The organism is Roseomonas genomospecies 6, from assembly GCF_008365375.1.
GTDB lineage: Bacteria > Pseudomonadota > Alphaproteobacteria > Azospirillales > Azospirillaceae > Azospirillum.
Genome location: NZ_QOKW01000026.1, coordinates 37,551 through 58,482, shown reverse-complemented (window position 1 = coordinate 58,482; position 20,932 = coordinate 37,551). Strand labels below are relative to the sequence as shown.

The window sequence follows — 20,932 nt, the reverse complement described above, 5'->3', positions numbered from 1 at the left end:
CTCTGAAGAGGAAAGGGAGGTTCGCATGGCCGGCAACGAACGCCTGTACATCGTGACCTATACGACATCGGCGACCAGAAGCGCGGGCGGCGGGTGTTCAAGGCCATGGAGGCCTATGGGCGCTGGCTGCAGTTCTCGGTCTTCCAATGCCGCCTGACGCCCCGCCGCCGCGCCGCTCTGGGCGCCCGGCTGGACGGCATCATCAAGCCGTCGGAGGATCATGTTCTGATCATCGACCTCGGCCCGGCAGACGCGGTGGACCCCCGCGTGGAAAGCCTGGGCCGCCCCTTCGAAAGCATCAAGCGCGAAGCGGTGGTGGTGTGATACGCGGGAGACGTGTAGAGTACAGCACTGCCGGGTGCCGCGCGAGCGGTCCAGCGCACGCGGAAACCCGGGACCCGCTCGCATGGCGTCGAGCCATTGATTCCGCAGGGTTTTGGGACGGCGTGAAGAACGAAACGTAACCGCCTTCGGCGGCTCGCGCCGCACTTTCCACGGACCGCTCGAATCCGAGCCGATTTTCGGCTATGAATCAGGAGGGTACAGGCTACCCTCTCTTCCCGGGCGGAAACGCCCGGGCCTCATTGAAGCGACCTTGGCGGGGTCGGCGCCTTCCTCCAGGAGGTGCCTCTTCCCGGGCGGAAACGCCCGGGCCTCATTGAAGCGACGAGCTGGAGTTGATGGACGACCACGCCCACACGTCCTCTTCCCGGGCGGAAACGCCCGGGCCTCATTGAAGCCACGTCCACCGGCCTCAGGTCGTAGCCAACGATCTCGCGGCCTCTTCCCGGGCGGAAACGCCCGGGCCTCATTGAAGCCCCGTACGAGCGGGAAGCGGGACGATGTTGTTTCGCTCTTCCCGGGCGGAAACGCCCGGGCCTCATTGAAGCAGGCTGTCGGCCAGCCCCTCGACGGAAAGGCCGAGCTTCTCCTCTTCCCGGGCGGAAACGCCCGGGCCTCATTGAAGCTCGCCGCCCTGAACGCCGCCCCACCCGCCGCCAGGGCCTACTCTTCCCGGGCGGAAACGCCCGGGCCTCATTGAAGCTCCGCCACCGGGTTCGGCTCGAACCGGACGTGGTTTCCCGCTCTTCCCGGGCGGAAACGCCCGGGCCTCATTGAAGCGACAGCATGGCGACAGCCATCCGAAGGTGCGCGACGGCGTGCTCCTGGCCGCCAGGGCCAAGGTGCTGGGCAACATCGAGGTGGGCCACCACGCCACCACGCCGCCCGCCGCCGGGCGCCGGGGAGTGGCGCGGCGATTGCCGGTCACGCCTTCCGTCGTCGCGGTCACGCGGCCCGCCGTTCGCCATCGGTCTCGCCGGCTTTCCGGCTGCCGCGGGCCAGCGCCGCGGCGATGCGGGCGTACTCCCGGCCGCAGTCCGCCGACCCGCGGTCGCGCGGATAGGGCAGATCGACCGTCAGATCCTCGCGGATGACGCCCGGCGCCCATCACCACCACCCGCTGGGCGAGGAAGACCGCCTCGTCGATGTTGTGGGTGACGAACAGGACCGACACCCCGGTCTCCCGCCACAGCCGCAGCAGGTCCTCCTGCAGGGTGGTGCGGGTCATGGCATCGACGGCGAAGGGCTCGTCCATCAGACCACCTCCGGCTCCACCACCAGGGCGCGGGCGACGGCGACGCGCTGGCGCAGCCGCCCGACAGCTCGTGCGGGTAGCGGTCGGCGGCGTGGCGCAGCCCGACCCGGTCCAGCGCCCGGCGGCGCCGGACGGGGGCGGAGACGCGCTGCATGCGCAGGCCGAACTCGACGTTCTGCCGCGCGGTCATCCTCGTCGACACGCTCGGACTGCTCCTGAACGTCGCCGTTCATCGTGCCGATGTCCAGGACCGCGACGGCACGGCCCTGGTTCCGGACAAAACCACGCGCTCCCGCTTCCCATTCCTCCAAGTCATCTTCGCCGACGGCGGCTACCAAGGGAACGTCGCGGCCACCAAGGTGAGGGACACCGGTGACTGGCGGTTGGAGATCGCGTCAAGCGCTCCGATCAGGCCAAGGGCTTCGTCGTCCTCCCCAAGCGGGGGCTCGTCAAGCGAACGCTGTCATGGCTCACCCGATGCCGTCGCTTGGTACGCCATTACGAATGGTGCGTGGCGACATCCGTCGCCTTCATCCGCATCGCCATGATCCGGGTGATGCTTCGGCGCCTCACGCGGAAATAATCTTTCAGGACAGACTCTCAGGTCTGAGGCGGCCTCACGATCATCCAAAGAGATGGATTGCAAGGAACAGAATCCCATATCCAATACAAAAATAAACATACAAATGAATATCATAAACGTCGCCGAGCATCATCAACACACAATAGCATGACAACCGGTAACATTATTCCAAAACCTGTTGACTGCTCGAATATTTCAGCGGTACCACCATACGAAGCTGAATGAATTTCCATTTCATGATAGCCGCGCAACACAGATGTATTGATTGACAAAAATGACGCATCGACACCGATCATCTTATTCGGATTGCCTTCCAATTTGGCAGGCCCCCAGAATCCATAAAGATTTTTGGTTGTTTCCCGCCTACCGCGCGGACCGTGTTTTCCTGGCGGTTCCCCGTTCCGTGGAGCTTGCCAGCCGCGCGGACCAGTCGCCCGATTTCTTCCTGGAGTTCTTTTCAGACGAGAACGCGCCCGATGACGATCAGTCCTTGTCGGCAAGCCTGCACATGGGCCTCGTTCGTGGCGGCGACCACGCCAGCCTCCGGGACGATCCTTCTCTCTTTCCGACCGGTTCCGCGCCCAATTCCGCGCACGGCCCCGTGGTGTTCCCCGCTTCGCTGGCTCCCGGCGCCACCTGGTATTTCGAGTGCGGCGCCCATCGCGCCAGCGCCCCGGCCACCTGGGACGGCGCGCAGCGCGCGGCGCTGGACGTGCGGCTTCCGGCAAAAACGGCGGACCTTCTCTACGCCCAGCTCGCGCAAGGCACGCTCGTTTCGGCGCGCATGGCCTTGGAATGCGCGGTCGCGGGCTTTCTGCCGATGGTCGCAGCGACGGCCACATTCGATCCCGGCGTCCTGATCGCGCATCTGCGCGCGCTCCATCACGACGCTCCCAGCCTCCCCTTCGGCGATCTGGTCGCGGCCCTGGAGAGGCCAGCCGGCCTTGTCGGTTTCGAAGCGGCGGAGCCCGGAATTCCCACCCGCGACCGCGCCCTGGCGCTTGCCGGACGGCTGCTGCGCCACTTCGGCGGTCCGGCGCCCTGCCCGCGCGTTTCCGACGGCCCGCATGTGGCGTTGCGCCCTCCCCCGGAGGGCACCGGCCCGCTTCGCTGGGATTTGCGCACGCCCTTCCTGATGGAGATGCCGCAGCTTCTGGCGCTCGACCCGTTCGCGCCGATCGTCGCGGCCGGCGGACGCGACCGCGTGACCGCCTTCACCCGCGTCGGCCCCTTGCCGGAGGACCGGCTGACGATGCGGGTGGCGGTCGCCTCGGGGTTCCCGGCGAACATCCGCAACTGCGACGCCATCGACGTCACGCTGCGCGTCGACAAGTCGCTGTCCCGCTCCGGGATGACGACGGCGCAGGCGGTGACGCTCGATCCGGGCGACCGGCGGAGCCAGACCGTCGCGCTCGCCTTCCGAAAGGGCACGGGACAGGCCTACAGCGCCCGCCTCACCCTCGTCGTCGATGGGGAGGTGCTGGAATTTCCATGGTTCGACGGTCCCGGAGGCTATCTCCATCTCGGACCCGCCGACAGTCCCCTGGACATTCTGACGGTCCGGGCGGCGCCGGCGCTGCTGGCCCAGGCGGACATCGCCGTTGCCGTGACCGGCACGCCCCACACGGCCGGACTGACGCCGGACCAGCCATCGGCGAGCGTCCTCCTCCGACCCGGCGGCGATCACCGCCTCGCCGTGACGGCGCGCGACCGGAGGGGAAAGCGGCCTCCCATTCACCTCGACCTTCCCGGCCAGTCCGTCAGCAGCCGCCCGGTCGAACTCGACCTCTGGAGCTTTCCCGGCTACGGCCCGCAGACCGTCCGCGTCCACGTCGCCTTCTCCCCCGGCGTGCGCGAGGCCCGGTTCGAGTTCCGCCGCGAAGCCGCGCCCGACGACGCCGACGGGTCGGTCATCCTCGACGTCACGCCCGAGCAGCCGACCGCCAGCGTCCATTACGTCTCCGATCACCTCTTCGACAACCGCTACCGCCACCGCCGCCTGCTGGACGGGGGCGGCGCGACCGCATGGTCCGACGGCCTGCCGCCGGGCGAGGACCTGGAACTGGCCGCCACCGAGACGCACGACACAGGGAGAACGCAGAATGTCCGAAACGCCTGATCTGCCACAGGGATTCCTGGCCGGGGGCCTCTACTGCTACCCGACCGGGGACTCGGACGCGGGGATCTTCGAATATGTTCCCGGCCTCCCCCGCATCGATCGGGAGGACGGGCGGCTCCGGGCCACGCTGATGCAGCTTCCCTCCGGCGCCGTCTTCGCCTGCGAAACCGTCTGGGCGGCGACGGAGGAGGAGGTCGCGGCGGCGGTGGAGGCGATCCGGGCGGCGCGCCCGGATCTGGACTACATCAACCTGCAGATCGCCGACCTCGGCGAAACCACCGCCACGCTGGTCATCACCCCGGACGACGGCGACCCCGCGACGCTCGGGCCGAGCACGAGCAGCGGCTGGACGTCCTACCGCACCGTGTTCCAGGAGACGCTGAGCGCCGCCCAGGCCGAGGCCGTGGCGGCGGCGCTGGAGGGCAAGGCGGGCGTCCTGACCCTCGAATACAGCGGATCTCTGGAATTGCGGGAGACGGCGGCGGTGGAGATCGCCGGCGATCTCGCTCCTCTGTTGCGGGCCCTGGCGACCAAGCCGCCGCCCGCCCCCGACGCCTTCGCCACGGCGGTGGACCGGGCGCTGGCGGACGGAACCCTGACCCTGACCCTCCTGAGCGGCGCCGGCATCCCCGAGGCGCGGCTGCGGACCCTCCACGCCAAGGCGCGCGCCGCGATCGCCCAGGATCTGCGCGACCGGCTTCCGGGCTTCCAGACCGCGCCCCAGGCGGCGGGCGGCTTCATGGTCAGGCGGAAGTTCTCCGAACGGGTTCGGGTCGACTTCGACATCCGGCGGACGGCGGACCTGGGCGCCGCCTGACGCCCGCCTCCGGACCGCCGCATCCCTCAAAACTCAGCCACCCATCTGAACAGTTCGGAGAACATCATGCTCAAGATCTCTCCCGCCATATCGGTCAACAACGTCCCCGTTGGGAGCAGCAAGAACAATTACACCCTGTTCCCCGATGACGAAGATCAGAATCTCTATTATGCCATGGCGGAGCGCCCGGATTTCTTTCTCAATTCGGAAGGGAAGCCGAGCTTCAACATGACCTGGTATTTCGGCGGCGGCGCCACGCCGGGCGGCATCTGCACGATGACCCTCGCGCTTCCGATGCCGGACATGAACGTTCAGGGGGTTCGCGACCAGCTCGCGGCGGCGGTGAACAACAACCCCACGATGAGGAAGATCGCCCAGCTCACCTTTCAGCTCTGTCAGGCGATGGTGGCGGGCGAGACCGAGCGCGTGACGCAGTTGAAGGGCGAACTCGGCTACACCGACGAGGTCGCGGCGTCCAAGAAGGCGGGCTTCGACCCGAACCGCGACTGGGCACAGTTCCTTCCGAACCGCGACGCCATCGACATCCGTCCGATCCCCTTCACCAAGGGAAGCGTCACGGTCAAGGCCTTCGCCGGCGAGCAGAACTACATCGAAAACAAGCCCGAGGTGTCGAGCGGCGAGCTGAAGACGACCCCCTCCCTGGTCAACAGCAACGCCGCGGTCGTCACCTTCAACCTCAAGGAAATCGGCGCGAACCTCTTCTGGCACGGTCTGGGCGGCCCCAAGCTGGACAAGGGCTCGCAACCGGACGGCTACGACGCCCAGAAGGGCGGCGACAGCATCATCTCCGTCGTCTACAACGTCAGCTTCGAAGGTCTGCTGCCCCACGCCAAGGCGGTCGTGACGCTCGACAAGGCGATCTATGCCAAGCTCGAGGTCGGATACAACATCCGCCGGGGAACCTGGGGAACCCACTACCAGGCGGTGAAGCGCGGCGAAACCTACAACAACTTCAGCGACGGCACGATCGACATCACGCTGCCGTCGGTGGCCTCCAAGGACGACAAGAAGAGCGTCGAGGAGATCCTCACCACATGGGCCGCGAGCCAGCTCGAGAACATGGTCCAGACGCAGATCCCGGACGTCAAGCTCGAGGATCTGACCATCGAAGGGCTGCACAAGCTCGAACGCGGCAGCAAGCAGACCCGCACCTACAAGCTGACCAAGGCCATCGAGGTCGCCAAGACCCCGCAGGGACAGCTCGCCAAGCTGGAGAAGCTGGTTCCGCAAGCCGAGCTGACCAACTACTTCCACCTCATCGACCTGAACAAGACTCCCTACTTCCACGCCGACGTGACGGTCAACCCGCCCAGCTTCGGGCGTATGGCCAACCAGAAGGTCGAGCGCTTCGTCGTCACCCAGCTCTCCTACGCCAATGAACGGCTGCGCGACGAGTCCGGCAAGGAAGTCACCATCCTCGAATACGTGACGCCCACCCCCCAGAAGGCGCAGGGCAGCCAGCCCCTGGCGCCGAAGCTGAAGGGAACCTTCAGCAAGCAGTCCCCGAACAAGGATATGGAGTACGAGTATCTCATCACCTATTCCGACGGAACCCGCTCCCTTCAGGCGTCCGGGGCGGTGCGGAACAACGGCGACGACAGCAGAAACCGGAATTACCTCAATCTTTCCGACGTCGATCTGGGCGTTCTCAGCGTCAAGCTGGACAGCACCGATCTGCCCTGGGACATCATCGGCAGCGCGTACGTCACCCTCAGCTACGGCGATTGGGAAAAGCGCGTCACGCTCGTGAGGAACGAGGTGATTTCCATCGTCCAGCCGTTCGGCAAGGCGATGGAGGGGATGGTGGGCCACCAGCTCACGCTCAACCTGAACACCGGCGCCCCGTTCGTCGACATCCCGCGGCAGAGGAGGCTGAAGGACGGCAACGCCGAGATCATCCTGGTCAACCCGCTGGGCGACGCGACCTACGAGGTTCACGTCGCCCTCGATCCGGGCGTGACCAAAGCCCAACTGCGCATGGAGTACGTCTTCAAGAGCACCGGACCGGATCGGACCTTCGTCCACACGGTCACGCTCGACGCCGCCACCATGAAGCCCAACGAGCCGGTGTGGAAGGTGCCCGGCTTCCGCGACATCCCGTCGTCGTTCCGGGTGACCAGGGCTCGCGTCACCACCAGCGCGGGGGCGACCGATCTGAAGGACCTGAGCGGCGGCACGATCGGAGATGTCAACGCCGGCTTCGAGATCACCGTCTCCAAGGACTCGCTCTCCAACTTCTGACCGGCGGGGCGGGCATGCTGACCGACGACCACATCATCGAACTCGCCGGTGCCGAGGGGCTCCTTCTCTATGGGGACTCCGCCGTGCCCGAGCAGTTCTATTACGCGGCGACCCGGCCACGCATCGCCCGCGACGCGGACGGACACCGCTTCACCCTGGTGCGTTACGACCGGCCGCGGGACGGACAGGCGGGCATGCTGTCCTTCGTGGTCGATCTGGCGCCCGACCCGGCGGAACTCGCCACCGCGCTCGGGACGCTGCGGCGCCGGACCCCCGGCGCCCAGCTCAGCCCCGTGCCCTGGCTGTCCGGCACGGTCACGGCGGCGATCATCGGGGGCGATCCGGTCCACACGGTGCCGTCCCTTCTCAACGACAACAGCGCGGTCGTCTGCCTGGGCCTGACGACGGAGCAGTATCTGCTCCTGAAGCATTCCCTGGACGACCCGTTGTCGGTGCCGATCTCGGTCGTCTACGATCTGAGGTTCGAGGCCCTGCGTCCGGCCTACAGCTTCTCCATCCGGTTCGACGAGGAACGCTTCCGCGACTGGCTCCAGAAGAAGAAGAAGGCCGGCCTGCTCTTCTTCAGCGTCGAGAAGATCGAAACCTTCGAGGAATTGCGCCACAGCGGCGCGATCGAGATCATCTTCATCGACGAGCGCGAGGAGGAACCGCCCACGGCGCTGAAGCGGGCTTTCCTGCAAAGCCTGAAGGCCCTGCTGACGCCGTTGCCGGCCTTCACCCGCCCGACCGGGGACGACGACGGCGGCTGGGAGATCGGCTATTCCTCCAGCACGCTGCATGAGATCCAGACCTACACGCGGAAGCTGGACCTCAACATGACCATGCGTGCCGCCGTCGCCCGTTCGATCCACGTCCAGGGCGCGCTGACCGATCTGGCCGACGCGCTGAGCAGCAGGCCGGTGGTCGAGTTGCCGACGTCGGGAAGCTTCCTGCAGGACGTCACGATCCGCTGCCACGGGCCGTTCGACGGCGACCCGCTGGAGGCGCTCAGTCTCTCCGTCACTCCCGCCGCCATCCAGCCCTCGGCCCGCGTGTTCGGCGCGCGGGGCGGCGGGGAGTGGCGGGTCAGCCTGCCCCACAACCCCTACCGGCCGGTCGAATACTCCTGCAGCTGCGACCTGGACTTCGTGGGGGAAGGCCGGGCATCGGCCACCGGCGCCGCCGCCATCCGGCGCGACCAGGCCTTCGTCGACATCCTGCCGTCGGCCTTCTACACGTTCCGCCGCTACCACGTCACCGTGGCCGACGATTTCCCCTGGCGCCTGATCCGGTCCGTCACCGTCCGTCTTTGCGGGATCGACGGGATCGATGGGATCGACGTGTCTCCGGCCACGCTGATCCTGAACGGGGCGCGGCCTTCCGGGACGATGGAGCTGTTCGCGCCGGCGCCGGTCGATCTGGACGAGGTGTGGTTCGAGGCGGTCCACAAGGCCGTCAACGGAATGCTCCACACGGAAGGCGGCTTTCCCTCGGGCACGGCCATCTTCCTGAACCCCTTGCGGCAGCGCCGCGTCACCTTCGCGGCGTCGCCCAGCGTGGACTGGGGGCGCTGCCGGACGATCGCCGTGACCCCCAGGGGCGGGCGCGCCTTCCAGATCTGGGACCCGTCCCAGAAGATCGCCCTGACCGCGGCCGCTCCACGGGCGGCCTTCACCTACTGGTTCACGGACGACGGCACGCTCTCCTGCCGCACGACCCTGGTCCTGACGGCCGGCGGCACCGCCCCCGGCCCCACCATCGCCGGCGCCGGCCCCCGCATCGCGGTGTCGGACCGCAACGAACTCCCGGAAGAGGAAACCTGACATGCTGCTGATCGGCTCCACGAAGTACACCGTCGACGGCGTCGACGTCTATCCGGACCACGCGTCTCCCTTCCAGTACTGGTACATCCCGGGCCGGGTGCGTCTGGCCGAGCGGGACCGGCGCAAGGTCCTGTCCTACCTCTGGTACACCGACTCCGCCGCCGACGCGGAGGGGACCGGCTTCCTCAACTTCGAGGTCAACACGGCCGTGCCGCCCGCGACCCTGGAGAAGATCCGCGGCGAGATCGCCGGGCGCACCGGAATCAGCGCCTCCAAGATCAATCTGGCGACCGTTCCCTACAAATCCGGCGCGGTGAACTTCTCGGTCCTCGGGCCGCTCGCCACGCAGGCCGCCGGTGCCAGCGAGGCGAACCCCTCGGTGCTCTACCAGAGCACGGAACAGGTCGTGTGGTCGGCGGGCTCCTCGTCGCTGGTCGGCGACAACGCCGCCGTCTGCTCCGTCAAGTTCACCAAGGAAGGCCGGCTCGCCGCGGCGATGAAGGAGGCGATCCTCAGCCGCTCCAACATGATCGCCGCGCTCTACCGCCTGGAATTCCTCTCCATGCGGCCGTCGGTGACGTTCCGGGCCACCGGGTCGTTCGAGAAGGTGGTTTCCGATTTCCAGATCAGCATCGGCGGCCAGATTCCGCTGCAGGCCCTGCTGCTCGACGTCGGCGTCAACGGGCACCTGCAACGCATCATGCAGGACGCCGGCATCAACATCGAGGTCATCAACTTCACCGGCGAGGAGGAGGAGGGCCAGAAGTGGGCGATGCAGTTCCTGATCGACTATTTCATCGCCAACTTCTTCCAGGTGCAGCTCGACAACAGCAGCGACTGGAAGCCGGTGTCGGAGGCCCCGCAGGTGGCCGAGGCCATCGAAACCACCCGCGCGATTGAGGACGCCGCCGCCGAGCAGGCCGAAAGCGAGGGCCTGCAAGGGGAAGAGGCCGACAGCGCGGGCAAGGAACTCGTCAAGACCGCGACCTTCCTCATTCCCAAGGTCAGCATCCGCGCCGCCATCTACCATGGGCAGCAGGTCAACACGATCGACTTCTACTACTCGGAGATGAAGGCGCGGCCCACCGTCGTCCTGCCCCAGTCCCTGGTGCTGGAAGGTTTGGATAATCCCGCCAGCCACGTCACGCAGGTCAACCGTTCCCAGGACCCCTTCGGGCGGCCCTACAACGTGACGGTGGCCCTGCCCCCGGCCGCCGACCTGACCGACGCCGGCCTGCAGGCGATCAACGTGCACGCCCGCTACCCCGCCGACGCGCCGCCGAACAAGCAGACCACCTGCACCATCACCCTCGACGACGGCAAGGTGAGCGGCGCCAACCCGCTGCCCTTCCAGTACGACGCGCGCGGCTCGGCGGACGTTGCCTACACCGTCGATTACGTCTTCAAGCCGGGTGGCGACTGGAGCGCCGAGACCCACCAGTATTCGGTCAGCGGCCGGCAGGACCGCGGCCTGATCCCCGCGATGCCGGAAGCCGTCGTCGAATTCCTTCGGCTCGACGTCCTGCTCGACAGCGATTTCGTGTGGGAGGACGCCAACCAAGTGGTGGTCACGCTGACCAGCCGGAGGTGGACGGGCGAGAAGCGCGTCGTCTTCCTGAGCGGCAAGGACACGGCCCAGACGCTGAAGATCCGCAACGACGCCGCCTTCCGGAACGAGCCCATCCAGTACAAGGTCGAACTGCGCAAGGGCACCCGGGTGCTTCACGCCCGCGGCCCGGAAACCGCCTTGGACAAACGGCAGATCGTCATCTACGACCGCTTCGCCGGCCATGTCCCCGTCGCCTTCAAGGCCGGCTTCGCCGAGGAGAGCGCCGATGTCGTGCTCTTCTACCAGGACGGCGACTTCCAATGGGAGGACGCCTTCACCCTGGAGAACAGGCAGACGGTGACGCGCATCGTGCCGACGCTGAAGCCGCTGCGGGCGAGCCAGCTCAAGTTCAGCTACGAGGTGACTCCGATGGACGGGGAGACCTACAGCGTCCCGTCCGCGTCGGGCGGCAGGACGGTCAGCGTCAAGTCGGCCCTGTGACATGACGAGGACCCCGGCCCTGGATGACGGCTTGCCGACGGAAGCCGCCGGCGCGATCCGCGCGATCCGCGCCGGCGCGCCGGACGTGGCGCCGGAGGCCGCGCGGACGCTGGCCGTCCTGTTCGACGGCCACGTCCCGGTTCCACCCTCCGAGGCGGCGCCCCTGAACATGGGCGGCGGACCGGTGGAGTTTTCCTGCTCCGGCGCCGATCTCCGCTACACGGTGGACATCGGCGGGCCGGTGGAGACCCGGCTCGCGCGCATCCGGGACCGCATCCGCGTCCTGGACCCCGCATGGGCCTGCCCGGCGCTCGACGGATGGGAGCCGGGCGGCCCCCTGCGCTGGGGCGCATGGCTGGGCGTCCGCCATCGCGCGGGCCGCCCGCCGGGCTTCAAGATCTACGTCGAGACGCCCCCCGGCGCCGCATCGGGGGCGTCGGGCGGTTGGACCGTGCCATGGCCCGGCGGCGGCGACCGGCGCCTGTCCCCGACGCTTGCCGGATTCGAAGGCACCCATATCGAGGGCAGCGGCGAGGGCGGCCGTCGCGAGGTCTACTTCGAGATGCCGCGCCACGGCATGCCGGCCGCGTGGCTGGAGCGGATCATGGCGGAGGTCGGCCTGGAGCGGCGCGCGGCGGAGCTGATCGCGCTGGTCGACGCGTTCGAGTTCCGCCATCCCGGCGGGGCGCTGCCCGACGCCCGGCTCGGCTTCAGCTACCGCCTGGACCGGCATGGACGGGCGCCGGTCTTCTCGCTGTTCGCCTTCGCCGCCGATCTGGTCGGCGACGACCGGGCGATCCGGCGGCAGATCCTCCGGCGCGCCGCCGTCCGGAACATCGACCTCGGGCCTTACGAGGCGCTGACGGCACCCCTGGCCGAAGGGCCACCAGACGCCGACGCCCACACCGACGTCCACAACATCATCGCCTTCGTCATCGACGGGGCCGCCGCCCCGACCCTCCAGATCACCTTCCGCCCTCCCGGAACGCCGGGTGAAGGAGCACGCCATGATTAGACCAGTCGTCAGAGTGATACGATCCCGCGCGCGCCGGCACGAACTCGGCAGCGCCCTCATAACGCCCCTGCCATCCCTGACGAACGCGGCGGTGCTCGAAAGCGCCGCCGGGGGCCGCTACTATCTGCCCGCCTTCCAGACCGCGGTGCAGACGGCGGGCGGCCGGGAGACCTTCCGGACCGACCTGTCGGACGACGGGACGCTGACCCTGTATCTGAGCGCCGAACCCCCCACCGGGCTCGCCGGCACGGTCGGCACCGCCAGCCCTTATTTCGACGGCCTCGGTTTCACGCTTCTGCTCGACGCGAGCGGCGGCGGCACGCGCATCCCGATGGCGGCGACGCGTGAAGGCGGCAACCTGTGGCGCCTGACCACGGTCCTGTCCGGCACCGACCTGAAGCGGGCGCGCGAGGCCCTGTTCGACAGCACGCCCAACGTCGCGCTGGACATCACCCAGCGCCTGCACCTCGCCGCGCAGCAGACCCAGGCCTTCATCGACGAGAACTGGTCCGACGCGGCGATCCGCCAGGGCCTGCTCGACGCCTTCGGTGGCATCCCGATCGATTCGCCGGGAACCTTCTTTTCGATGGTCTCCTCCGGCGATCCGGAGTACCCGCAGCAGTTCACCGTCCTCGACGGCACCTACACCGCCCGGATTCCGGTGCCGCCGCTTCCCGGCTACCGGCAATGGCAGGTCGATTGGAAGGGCCGCGCCTACAACTACTACCAGGACAACCAGGACCCGGCGCGCGTCTTCTACGCGCCGGAGGGTTTCGAGCTGGCGAAGGGTCCGGCCGGCGTGCCGACGGTGTCGCTGCTGCAATTCTCGCTGCCGGACGGCGACGCCCCGGTCGATCAGGCGCGGGCCACCTTCCGGGTCTACGGCCTGCCGGTGGTGGACTTCGCCCGCATCGAGAACGCGGCCCAGGCCCTGAAGGGCAGGCTGGGCGTGACGCCGCGGATGGTGTCGCTCCAGGACGCCCACACCGTGAGGACCAGCTTCACGCTGTATTTCCCGAACGCCCAGGCGACCGCGAGCAGCCCGCTCGTGCAGCCCGACGCGGCGATCGACCTCGGTGCCGGCCTGCGCAACGAAATCTCCCTCAATTTCACGCAGTTCCGCGCCCTGTGGGCGGCGATCTTCAGCACCGCGCCGGAGAACCCGCTGTTCCGCGGCTGGGTCGACGTCGACCTGCTCGACGGCCGGTACAAGGAGCGCATCGACTTCAACGGGCGCCTGCCCAAGGATCTGGAGGCGGCCTTCTTCGACGACATCCTCGACACGGTCACCGACAGCACCTACCCGGCGCGGTTTTCCGTGCGCACGGTGCCGAAGGCCTTCGCCGGTCCGCCGGAGATCCTCGAACTGGACGTCATCTTTCCCGGCAAGGCGGTCACGCTCACGCCGTCCAACCCGCGGGTGGACGTCGTCATCGAGCGGTCGATCCGCGACATCGTGATCGGCAAGCAGAACCCCGAGGATTACCCGTACCGGCTGCGCGTCGTGCACGAGGACGGGTCGGTGACCTGCTGCACCGGCACCGCGCGCAGCGACACCCCGAACCTGTGGCTGTCGGTCGATCAGGTCGCCGGCTGCACGGGCGCATGCGCGTGACCTGAAATCCACATCGAGAGCTTCGGCGGCGGCATCACACTGGGAGACGAGCATGGCAGGCAGAAAGCTGTTCACCAACCACAGCCCTTACGGAATGACCGTGACGCTCATCGTCCGGGCCAGCGACGACCCGCGCAACCAGGCGGGCACCAAGGAGTTCTATCTCGGTCCGAGCCAGTCCCAATGGCAGGAATACGGGAACCACATCGACATCTACCTGAACGGAATCCGCCTCGCCGCCGTGTACAACGGGCAGATGATCGGCCAGCAGTATGTGGTCATCATCCGCGGCTCGTCCCTGGACGACGCCCTGAACCGGAACAACGGTGTCGATTTCAACGTGCAGGGGCTCAATTTCAGCCTTTCCACTCGACAAGTGTCGTGAGCGGGCCACAGGAGAGGAACACACCGATGCAGACGAAGACGCTGATCAACAAGACCGGGCATCCGCTGACGGTCACCCTGACGGTCCGGATGGGCGACCATCCGACCCGCTCGTCCGGCGAGGTCACGATCGACCTGGAGGCGGGCGACACGCAATCTCCCGGCTTGCGGGAGGTCACCTACGGCGACGAGGACGACGTCCACCTCAACGCCATCACCGCCGAGGCGTTCGCCGACGGCGCCACGCTGTGCAAGCGCAGCGTCACGGTGGAGCGCGGGTCCGGTCTCGACCGCGCGGTCTACGGGAAGGACGCCATCGAGTTCCTGTTCGACGGCGACACGATCCTGATCTCCTGCGTCGATCCCGAACCCCCGTCCTTCTCCTTCATGCCGGACAACGGCGACGCGGCGTGATCGACGTTTGGTCCTTGATAGCGGGTGAGACCGCCGCCACCGGAACCCGCGGACCCGTTACAGGGTGACGAACTGGCCAGCCTGTGAGGCCGGGCTGCGCCAGCGTGGCTCCTTGACCATCTGGTTTTCGCAAGAGGCCATCGCGGCGTGGACCGGCTGCCCAGCCCGCGTCTGGTCCACTGCCGCTGTCAGGCCACGGCCCGCAAAACCTTCAGTCCGTTGACCGAACTGCCCTCGGCGGCATGATACAGCTCGCCATGGCAAGCCTGCTGCTTCGCCACGTCCGTCGCTGAACAGTTTGCCGCGCAGATCCTTAGGAATGGAAGTAATCGATAAGATTTCTCACTTTCGTGCGCCACTATGATGACAAAATGCCGCGATTTTAGCCTTATGTTGCGATGGACTTGGTCACTTTACCTGCCCATCATAAACGAACATGAGCAAATTATTTTGTATGCCAATCATCTCATGGGGCAATATGCGATATTTCGTTGCTCCGTATGGAATTTATTTTAACGACACAATGGAATACGGGACACATCTTTTCATAATCAACTTCAAATCCCAATGCCATGACCGTAAATATTTCTATTTTCGGTCAGACCCCGATGGCGTTGACCTCCGGAAGTCGGATTTAGAAAATATCGTGCTGCTTATGCACGAGGGTTATTGCAAGAACCTTGCACCTGCGGGACTCGGCGAAAGGCTCGCGATCTTCATGAGCATCGGGGAGATCGCCAGGTCCACGGTGCTGCTTTGCTTCCGCGTCGTGCGGGAGGACGGAACCCCCATCTCCTGCGGATACCAGCGGATCACCGTCATCGACAGGTCCGGCACGGAAATGCTTCGAACTGGAATTTGCGGAGCCGTCGCCGCGGAGCTTTCCGCACCCCCGATGATCGGCACCGAAGAGTTGATGGCCACTGTGCGCGAGGTCTTCGCGGAGACGACGCGCTACCCCATCGACATCCTGGAGCCGGACGCCGGCCTGGAGAGTGACCTGGACATCGATTCGGTGAAGCCCGGGGAGATCCTGGGCGCCCTGCGGACCCGCTTCGCCGTCACCGCCAAGGTCGAGCCCGATCGTCCCCGCGCATCAATCCGCCGAGGTGCAATGTGCAGTCGTTCGTTGAATTCGTGATCAGGAACCGCATCACGGTGTTGGTGCTGACGGCCCTGGTGACGCTGGCGCTGCTCACCCAGCTCAGGAATCTTTCGGTGATCATCGATCCCGACGAAACCCTGCCGCAGGGCCACCCGTTCGTGGCCGCCACCAACCGGGTCGAGGCGCTGTTCGGCAGCAAGTACACCGTGGTCATCGCCGTCTCCCCGCGCAGCGGGGACGTGTTCCAGGAGCCGGTGCTGGCCAAGGTCAGGGGAATCACCGCCGATCTTCTCGCCGCGCCCGGCGTCGTGACGTCGAGCGTGGCGAGTCTGGCGGCCCGCCGGGCGAAGAGCATCACCGGCGCGGACGACGGCCTGTCGGTGCGGCCACTGATGGACAAGGTGCCGCGATCGGCGGCCGATCTGGAGGCGCTGCGCCGCCGTCTGGACGCCAATCCGGTGTTCGCCGACATGATCGTGTCCGGCGACGGCGCCACGGCCGCCATCATCGTCGAGTTCCGCAAGGCCGACGACGGCTTCACCGGGATCGAGAGGACGGTGCGCGGCCTCGTGGCCCCCTACGCGGACGAGACGGTCGACATCGCCGTCGCCGGTCAGCCGCTCTTCCTGGCGTTGCTGGAGCGCTATTCCGGCCGCATGGTGTTCCTCGTCCCGCTGTCGATCCTGATCATCGGCCTGATCCATTTCGAGGCGTTCCGGACGCTCCAAGGGCTGGTCCTGCCGCTGGTCACCGCGCTGTTCGCGCTGATCTGGGCGCTGGGGCTGATGAGCATCGCCCGCGTGCCGCTGGACGCCTTCAACGCGACGACGCCGATCCTCATCCTGGCGATCGCCGCCGGCCATGCGGTGCAGATCCTGAAACGCTACTACGAGGAATACGCGATCCTGCGGCGTGACACGGCGCTCGACCCGGTCGAGGCGAACCGGCTCGCCGTCTTGCGGTCCATCGGCAGGATCGGCCCGGTCATGATGGCGGCCTGCCTGGTGGCCGCGGGCAGCTTCATGTCGCTGGTCGCCTTCGACATCAAGACCATCCGGACATTCGGCGTCTTCAGCGGTGTCGGGGTCGTCAGCATCCTGATCATCGAACTGACCTTCATCCCCGCCCTGCGATCGCTCCTGCCGCCGCCGGGACTGCGCGAGACCGAACGGCAGGGCGCGCAGACGCCCTGGGATCGGCTCGCCTTGCGGATGGCGGGCTGGATGGCTCCGGCGGGACGGCGCCGGATACTGCTGTTCGCCGCCGTCTTCACCGCGGCTGCGGCGGGGCTGGGCAGTCAGGTCGGCATCGACAACGCCCTGCGCACGAACTTCTTCGCGGGCCTGGACACGCGGCAGGAGGACGTGCGGGTGAACGCCCGCCTTGCCGGAACCAACACGCTGTACGTCCTGATCGAAGGGGCGGCGGACGACGCCATCAAGGCCCCCCGCGTCCTCAAGGCGATGGACGCGACCCAGCGCTTCCTCGCCGACGACCCGAAGGTGGGCAAGAGCGTGTCGATCGCCGACCATGTCCGGCGCATCAACCGCGCCATGAACGGCGACGATCCGTCCTTCGACACCATCCCGGACTCCGGCGATCTGATCTCCCAGTACCTCCTGCTGTACGCCATGTCGGGGGAGCCGGGAGACTTCGACTCCTACGTCGATTACGGCTATCGCAACGCGGTGATCGCCGTCTACGTCAAGGACGAGGATTCGGCCTATGTGGAGGGGCTGATCGGGCGCCTGCGGGCTTTCGTCGGCGACCGCTTCGGCCCCGACGTCCGGGTGAGCATCGGCGGCAACGTCACCGCCATGATCGCGCTGACCGAGGTCATGGTGCGCGGACAGATCGAGAAGATCGCCGTCATCGCCTCGATCGTCTTCCTCATCTCCTCCATCCTGTTCAGGTCGCTGTGGATCGGGCTGCTGATCCTGGTGCCGCTGGTCATGACGGTGCTCGCCAGCCTGGGGCTCATGCAAGTGGCCGGCATCCCGCTCAACGTCGCGACGTCCGTGACGCTGGCCCTGGCGGTCGGCATCGGGGCCGACTACGCCATCTATCTGACCTACCGGCTGCGCGAGCATCTCGCCCAGGGCGAGTCCGAGGACGAGGCCGTGCGGAACACCTTCGTCTCCGCCGGCAAGGCCATCCTGTTCGTGGCGACCGCGGTGAGCGGGGGGTACGCCGTGCTGCTGGGCTCCTACGGCTTCCACATCCACATCTGGATCGCCGTCCTGATCGGCACCGCCATGCTGATCAGTTCGCTCAGCGCCATGACGGTCTTCCCGGCTCTGCTGCTGACGGTCCGTCCCGGGTTCGTCTTCGGCGGGGCGAAGGCGTCGGTCCGCCCGGCGACGCTCGGGGTTCTGATGCTTGCCGCCGGGCTGTCGGTCATGGCGCCGCCCGCCCGGGCCGAGGCTCCCACCGCCGAAACCATCGCGAGGATGAACTTCGCCGTCGGCCGCGTCCTCGACAGCGGCTTCACCGCGACGTTCCGGCTGATCAACGGCAGCGGCCAGGAGCGCCTGCGGGAAACCCGCGGCCAGACGAAGCTTCGGGACAACGGGGTCGACTCCATGCGCCTGACCCGGTTCCTGGCGCCCGCCGATGTGAAGGACACCACCATCCTGATGATCGAGAACTCGGATGGCGAGGACGACATCTGGATCTACCTGCCGGCCTTGAAGAAGGTGCGCCGCCTGGCGGCGGCCAACAAGCGCGACGCCTTCGTCGGCACCGACTTCTCGTTCGGCGACATCATCGGGCACAAGGTCCAGGACTGGACGCACCGGGTCGTCAGGGAGGAGGCGGTCGACGGGCAGCCCTGCTTCGTCATGGAATCCGTGCCCGTGACCGCCGACGTGCAAAGCAGCAGCGGCTATTCCCGGCGGATCGGGTGGATACGCAAAGACAACCACGTCACCATCAAGGCGCAGTTCTTCGATGAGGCCGGCCAGCTTCTGAAGACGTTCGGGGCGTCGGACGTCCAACTCGTGGATGCCGAACGGCAGCGCTGGCAACCCATGCGCATGGAAAGCCGGAACGAGCAGACCGGGCATCGGACGATCATCGAGATGCGCGACTTCAAGGCCAGCCAAGGCATCGACCCCGCCGTCTTCAGCCTGCGCTCGCTGGAGCGGCTTCAATGAGGCTGCGGTGGACGGCGCGGGTCTTCGCGGTGGCTGTCTGTGCGGGCGCCACCCTTGCCCAGGCGACGGAGCCCGCCGAGGCCCCCCTTGCCTCGGCCACCCTGGACACGTCGTTGCGGGCGGGCTTCTGGAGTTCGAGCCGCAGCCTCGACGAGCGGCGCGGGATCGGCACCGCGAACGTCTGGCTGCGCACCGCGGCGGATCTTTCGGAGTCCGTGCGCGTCAAGGCCGAGGGGTGGGCCGCCACGCCCCGCATCGCGGGCGACGACCGGTGGAAGGGCGAGTTGCGCGAGGCCCACGTCACATGGAGCGGCGCCGACCTCGACCTGCGCGCCGGCCGCCAGATCGTCGTGTGGGGGCGCGCCGACCAGATCAACCCCACGTCCCATCTTGCATCGCGCGATTACACGCTGCTGTTCGCCGAAGACGACGACCAGCGGCGCGGGGTGGCGATGCTGCGGGCCAACCGCTATCACGGTGACTGGACCTTCGGCGCCTACTGGGTGCCGGAGTTCCGTCCGAACGTCTTTCCGAGGCCGCTCCTGCCGGCCGGGGTTTCGTACGCGGACGACGACCAGCCGGACGGCGTCCGGCAATTCGGGGTCAAGCTCGACCGCAGCGGAGGCGCCGTGGACTGGTCCGTATCGGTCTTCGACGGGTGGGACGACAATCCCGATACGGCCGTCGTCAGCGCCGGGCCGGGCGGCGTGGTGCTTCAGAGGCGCCATCACCGCATCCGCTCCCTCGGCGCGGACGCGGCCACCACGGTCGGCAGCTACGGTCTCCGCGCCGAGGCGGCGTACGTCTTCACCGAGAACGCCGGCGGCACCGACCCGTTCGTGCGGCCGCCGTCCTTCGGCCTCGTGGTCGGGGGCGACCGCAACCTGTTCGGCAACACGAACGTCAGCATCCAGTATGTGCTCCTCCACACCCGGAACTTCCGCGATCCGCGATCCGAGCCCATTCCCTACGTCCGCGCCGCGGCGGTCCAGACGGCCCTGGACGGGAACCAGATCAACCGGACGCAAATGGGTGCGACGCTCAAGCTCACGTCGAAGTGGCTGAACGACACCCTCGAAGGCGATGTCACCGGCGTCCTGTACAAGCCGGACGGCGACTGGCTGCTGTCCACCCGATTGCGCTATGCGTTTTCCGATGCGTGGAAGGGGATCGTCGGTGCCGAGTGGCACGGCGGGCAGCCGGACAGCTATTTCGGCCGGCTGAGGGAAAACAACCTCGTGTTCGTTGAGGTGAGGCGCGGCTTCTGAGGCGCGGCCTCCGAGGCGCAGGATGTCCGCGCCGCATCCACGACGATGTTTGGAATTCCACATGGAACAGATCAGAAGGCTTCACCGGAACGCGATCTCTTCGACCGACGCGGTCCCCCAGGCGATGGAACTGGTCGATGCGCGTCTGAGCGCGCGTCCTGCACCGCGAGGGGGAACAGGCGGCGGCCGATGCCCGTGTCGCTGAAAAAGCATGGTTCCAAAGGTAGAGCTTCGATCCCACCGCATAGGAAGCAGGAGAGCCGTGATGCATAAAAAGAGACTGGGGCTGGCGGCGTTGATGCTGGTGGGTGGATTCTCATCCGCCAGCGCGGGAGATTTGTGTGTGACCATAAGGAAGGTGATCCCGCAAGGGGGCACGCTCATGGTTGCTCTGTATGACAGTGCACAGTCTTACAAGGCAGAGAAGTATATGATGGGGCAGCAAGTGGCGCCGAGTACCAAGGAGGTGAACACCTGCTTCAAGGATCTGCCATCCGGAAACTATGCGATTGCCGCGTTTCAGGATATCAATGGAAATGGGGTTCTTGAAAAGACGCTCTTTGGCGAGCCAACAGAACCGTACGGTTTCAGTCGTGACGCCAGGGCCCTGTTCGGACCACCGGATTTCGACAATGCCGCAGTTTCTCTTGGTACCGGGCGAGTGGACACTGTTTTGACACTCAAGAACTGAGACGGACTTTGAGCCTGTCCACGAATTTGTTGAC

Annotated in this window: 16 protein-coding genes and 1 CRISPR repeat array; of the genes, 15 read left to right on the top strand and 1 reads right to left on the bottom strand. The window is 66.9% G+C overall.

Going from position 1 to position 20,932, the window contains the following annotated elements; translation table 11 throughout:
- Positions 1 to 66: 66 nt before the first annotated feature.
- Both cas2 and DS843_RS31905 read left to right on the top strand, forming a co-directional pair.
- Entirely contained in the window at positions 67 to 324 is a 258-nt protein-coding gene (gene cas2 / locus DS843_RS24630; RefSeq protein ID WP_208852312.1) for a CRISPR-associated endonuclease Cas2, read from the top strand.
- A 230-nt stretch (positions 325 to 554) separates the two neighbouring features.
- A CRISPR array of direct repeats spans positions 555 to 1,122; the repeat unit is 37 nt; unit sequence CTCTTCCCGGGCGGAAACGCCCGGGCCTCATTGAAGC.
- A gap of 627 nt (positions 1,123 to 1,749) precedes the next feature.
- Positions 1,750 to 2,145 (top strand): transposase, encoded by a 396-nt coding sequence (locus DS843_RS31905; protein ID WP_286192295.1) that lies wholly within the window; start codon positions 1,750 to 1,752, stop codon positions 2,143 to 2,145.
- A 145-nt stretch (positions 2,146 to 2,290) separates the two neighbouring features.
- On the opposite strand, the gene DS843_RS24615 is transcribed toward DS843_RS31905, so the two are convergent.
- Entirely contained in the window at positions 2,291 to 2,476 is a 186-nt protein-coding gene (locus tag DS843_RS24615) for a hypothetical protein (RefSeq protein WP_149471475.1), read from the bottom strand.
- A 107-nt stretch (positions 2,477 to 2,583) separates the two neighbouring features.
- Here DS843_RS24615 and DS843_RS24610 point away from each other — a divergent pair, with 107 nt between their 5' ends.
- The 13 genes from DS843_RS24610 (at position 2,584) to DS843_RS24550 (ending at position 20,898) form a co-directional block, all read left to right on the top strand.
- The gene (locus DS843_RS24610) at positions 2,584 to 4,299 is read left to right on the top strand and encodes a hypothetical protein (RefSeq protein WP_149471474.1); all 1,716 of its coding nucleotides are present in this window, start codon (positions 2,584 to 2,586) and stop codon (positions 4,297 to 4,299) included.
- Positions 4,283 to 5,116, top strand: a complete 834-nt coding sequence (locus DS843_RS24605) for a hypothetical protein (protein WP_149471473.1) — start codon at positions 4,283 to 4,285, stop codon at positions 5,114 to 5,116. The genes DS843_RS24610 and DS843_RS24605 overlap by 17 nt, the downstream gene beginning before the upstream one ends.
- Before the next feature lie 66 nt (positions 5,117 to 5,182).
- Positions 5,183 to 7,378 carry a hypothetical protein gene (locus DS843_RS24600; protein WP_149471472.1) on the top strand — a complete coding sequence of 732 codons (2,196 nt, stop codon included), beginning with the start codon at positions 5,183 to 5,185 and terminating at the stop codon, positions 7,376 to 7,378.
- A gap of 14 nt (positions 7,379 to 7,392) precedes the next feature.
- Positions 7,393 to 9,201: a hypothetical protein gene (locus DS843_RS24595; protein WP_149471471.1), complete on the top strand. Its 1,809-nt coding sequence runs from the start codon at positions 7,393 to 7,395 to the stop codon at positions 9,199 to 9,201.
- Between the two features lies 1 nt (position 9,202).
- Positions 9,203 to 11,251, top strand: coding sequence for a hypothetical protein (locus DS843_RS24590; protein ID WP_149471470.1), 2,049 nt, complete (start codon positions 9,203 to 9,205; stop codon positions 11,249 to 11,251).
- Position 11,252: 1 nt separating this feature from the next.
- Positions 11,253 to 12,266, top strand: a complete 1,014-nt coding sequence (locus DS843_RS24585) for a hypothetical protein (RefSeq protein ID WP_167525451.1) — start codon at positions 11,253 to 11,255, stop codon at positions 12,264 to 12,266.
- Positions 12,259 to 13,881: a hypothetical protein gene (locus DS843_RS24580; protein ID WP_149471468.1), complete on the top strand. Its 1,623-nt coding sequence runs from the start codon at positions 12,259 to 12,261 to the stop codon at positions 13,879 to 13,881. Before DS843_RS24585 ends, DS843_RS24580 begins: the two co-directional genes overlap by 8 nt.
- Before the next feature lie 52 nt (positions 13,882 to 13,933).
- Positions 13,934 to 14,266, top strand: a complete 333-nt coding sequence (locus DS843_RS24575; protein WP_149471467.1) for a hypothetical protein — start codon at positions 13,934 to 13,936, stop codon at positions 14,264 to 14,266.
- Between the two features lie 26 nt (positions 14,267 to 14,292).
- The gene (locus DS843_RS24570) at positions 14,293 to 14,679 is read left to right on the top strand and encodes a hypothetical protein (RefSeq protein WP_149471466.1); all 387 of its coding nucleotides are present in this window, start codon (positions 14,293 to 14,295) and stop codon (positions 14,677 to 14,679) included.
- A 454-nt stretch (positions 14,680 to 15,133) separates the two neighbouring features.
- On the top strand, positions 15,134 to 15,820 hold the full coding sequence (locus tag DS843_RS24565) for a phosphopantetheine-binding protein (RefSeq protein WP_167525450.1): 687 nt from the start codon (positions 15,134 to 15,136) through the stop codon (positions 15,818 to 15,820).
- Entirely contained in the window at positions 15,796 to 18,939 is a 3,144-nt protein-coding gene (locus DS843_RS24560) for an outer membrane lipoprotein-sorting protein (protein ID WP_149471464.1), read from the top strand. The genes DS843_RS24565 and DS843_RS24560 overlap by 25 nt, the downstream gene beginning before the upstream one ends.
- Positions 18,936 to 20,207: a DUF1302 family protein gene (locus DS843_RS24555; RefSeq protein WP_149471463.1), complete on the top strand. Its 1,272-nt coding sequence runs from the start codon at positions 18,936 to 18,938 to the stop codon at positions 20,205 to 20,207. Before DS843_RS24560 ends, DS843_RS24555 begins: the two co-directional genes overlap by 4 nt.
- A gap of 265 nt (positions 20,208 to 20,472) precedes the next feature.
- On the top strand, positions 20,473 to 20,898 hold the full coding sequence (locus tag DS843_RS24550; RefSeq protein ID WP_149471462.1) for a DUF2141 domain-containing protein: 426 nt from the start codon (positions 20,473 to 20,475) through the stop codon (positions 20,896 to 20,898).
- Positions 20,899 to 20,932 lie beyond the last annotated feature (34 nt).

Bases quoted from the DNA above. Each gene is read 5' to 3' on its own strand.
- DS843_RS31905 (WP_286192295.1), top strand. From the start codon at position 1,750: ATGCGCAGGCCGAACTCGACGTTCTGCCGCGCGGTCATCCTCGTCGAC.
- DS843_RS24615 (WP_149471475.1), bottom strand. From the start codon at position 2,476: ATGATCGGTGTCGATGCGTCATTTTTGTCAATCAATACATCTGTGTTG.
- DS843_RS24605 (WP_149471473.1), top strand. From the start codon at position 4,283: ATGTCCGAAACGCCTGATCTGCCACAGGGATTCCTGGCCGGGGGCCTC.
- DS843_RS24600 (WP_149471472.1), top strand. From the start codon at position 5,183: ATGCTCAAGATCTCTCCCGCCATATCGGTCAACAACGTCCCCGTTGGG.
- DS843_RS24595 (WP_149471471.1), top strand. From the start codon at position 7,393: ATGCTGACCGACGACCACATCATCGAACTCGCCGGTGCCGAGGGGCTC.
- DS843_RS24590 (WP_149471470.1), top strand. From the start codon at position 9,203: ATGCTGCTGATCGGCTCCACGAAGTACACCGTCGACGGCGTCGACGTC.
- DS843_RS24585 (WP_167525451.1), top strand. From the start codon at position 11,253: ATGACGAGGACCCCGGCCCTGGATGACGGCTTGCCGACGGAAGCCGCC.
- DS843_RS24580 (WP_149471468.1), top strand. From the start codon at position 12,259: ATGATTAGACCAGTCGTCAGAGTGATACGATCCCGCGCGCGCCGGCAC.
- DS843_RS24575 (WP_149471467.1), top strand. From the start codon at position 13,934: ATGGCAGGCAGAAAGCTGTTCACCAACCACAGCCCTTACGGAATGACC.
- DS843_RS24570 (WP_149471466.1), top strand. From the start codon at position 14,293: ATGCAGACGAAGACGCTGATCAACAAGACCGGGCATCCGCTGACGGTC.
- DS843_RS24565 (WP_167525450.1), top strand. From the start codon at position 15,134: ATGCCAATCATCTCATGGGGCAATATGCGATATTTCGTTGCTCCGTAT.
- DS843_RS24555 (WP_149471463.1), top strand. From the start codon at position 18,936: ATGAGGCTGCGGTGGACGGCGCGGGTCTTCGCGGTGGCTGTCTGTGCG.
- DS843_RS24550 (WP_149471462.1), top strand. From the start codon at position 20,473: ATGCATAAAAAGAGACTGGGGCTGGCGGCGTTGATGCTGGTGGGTGGA.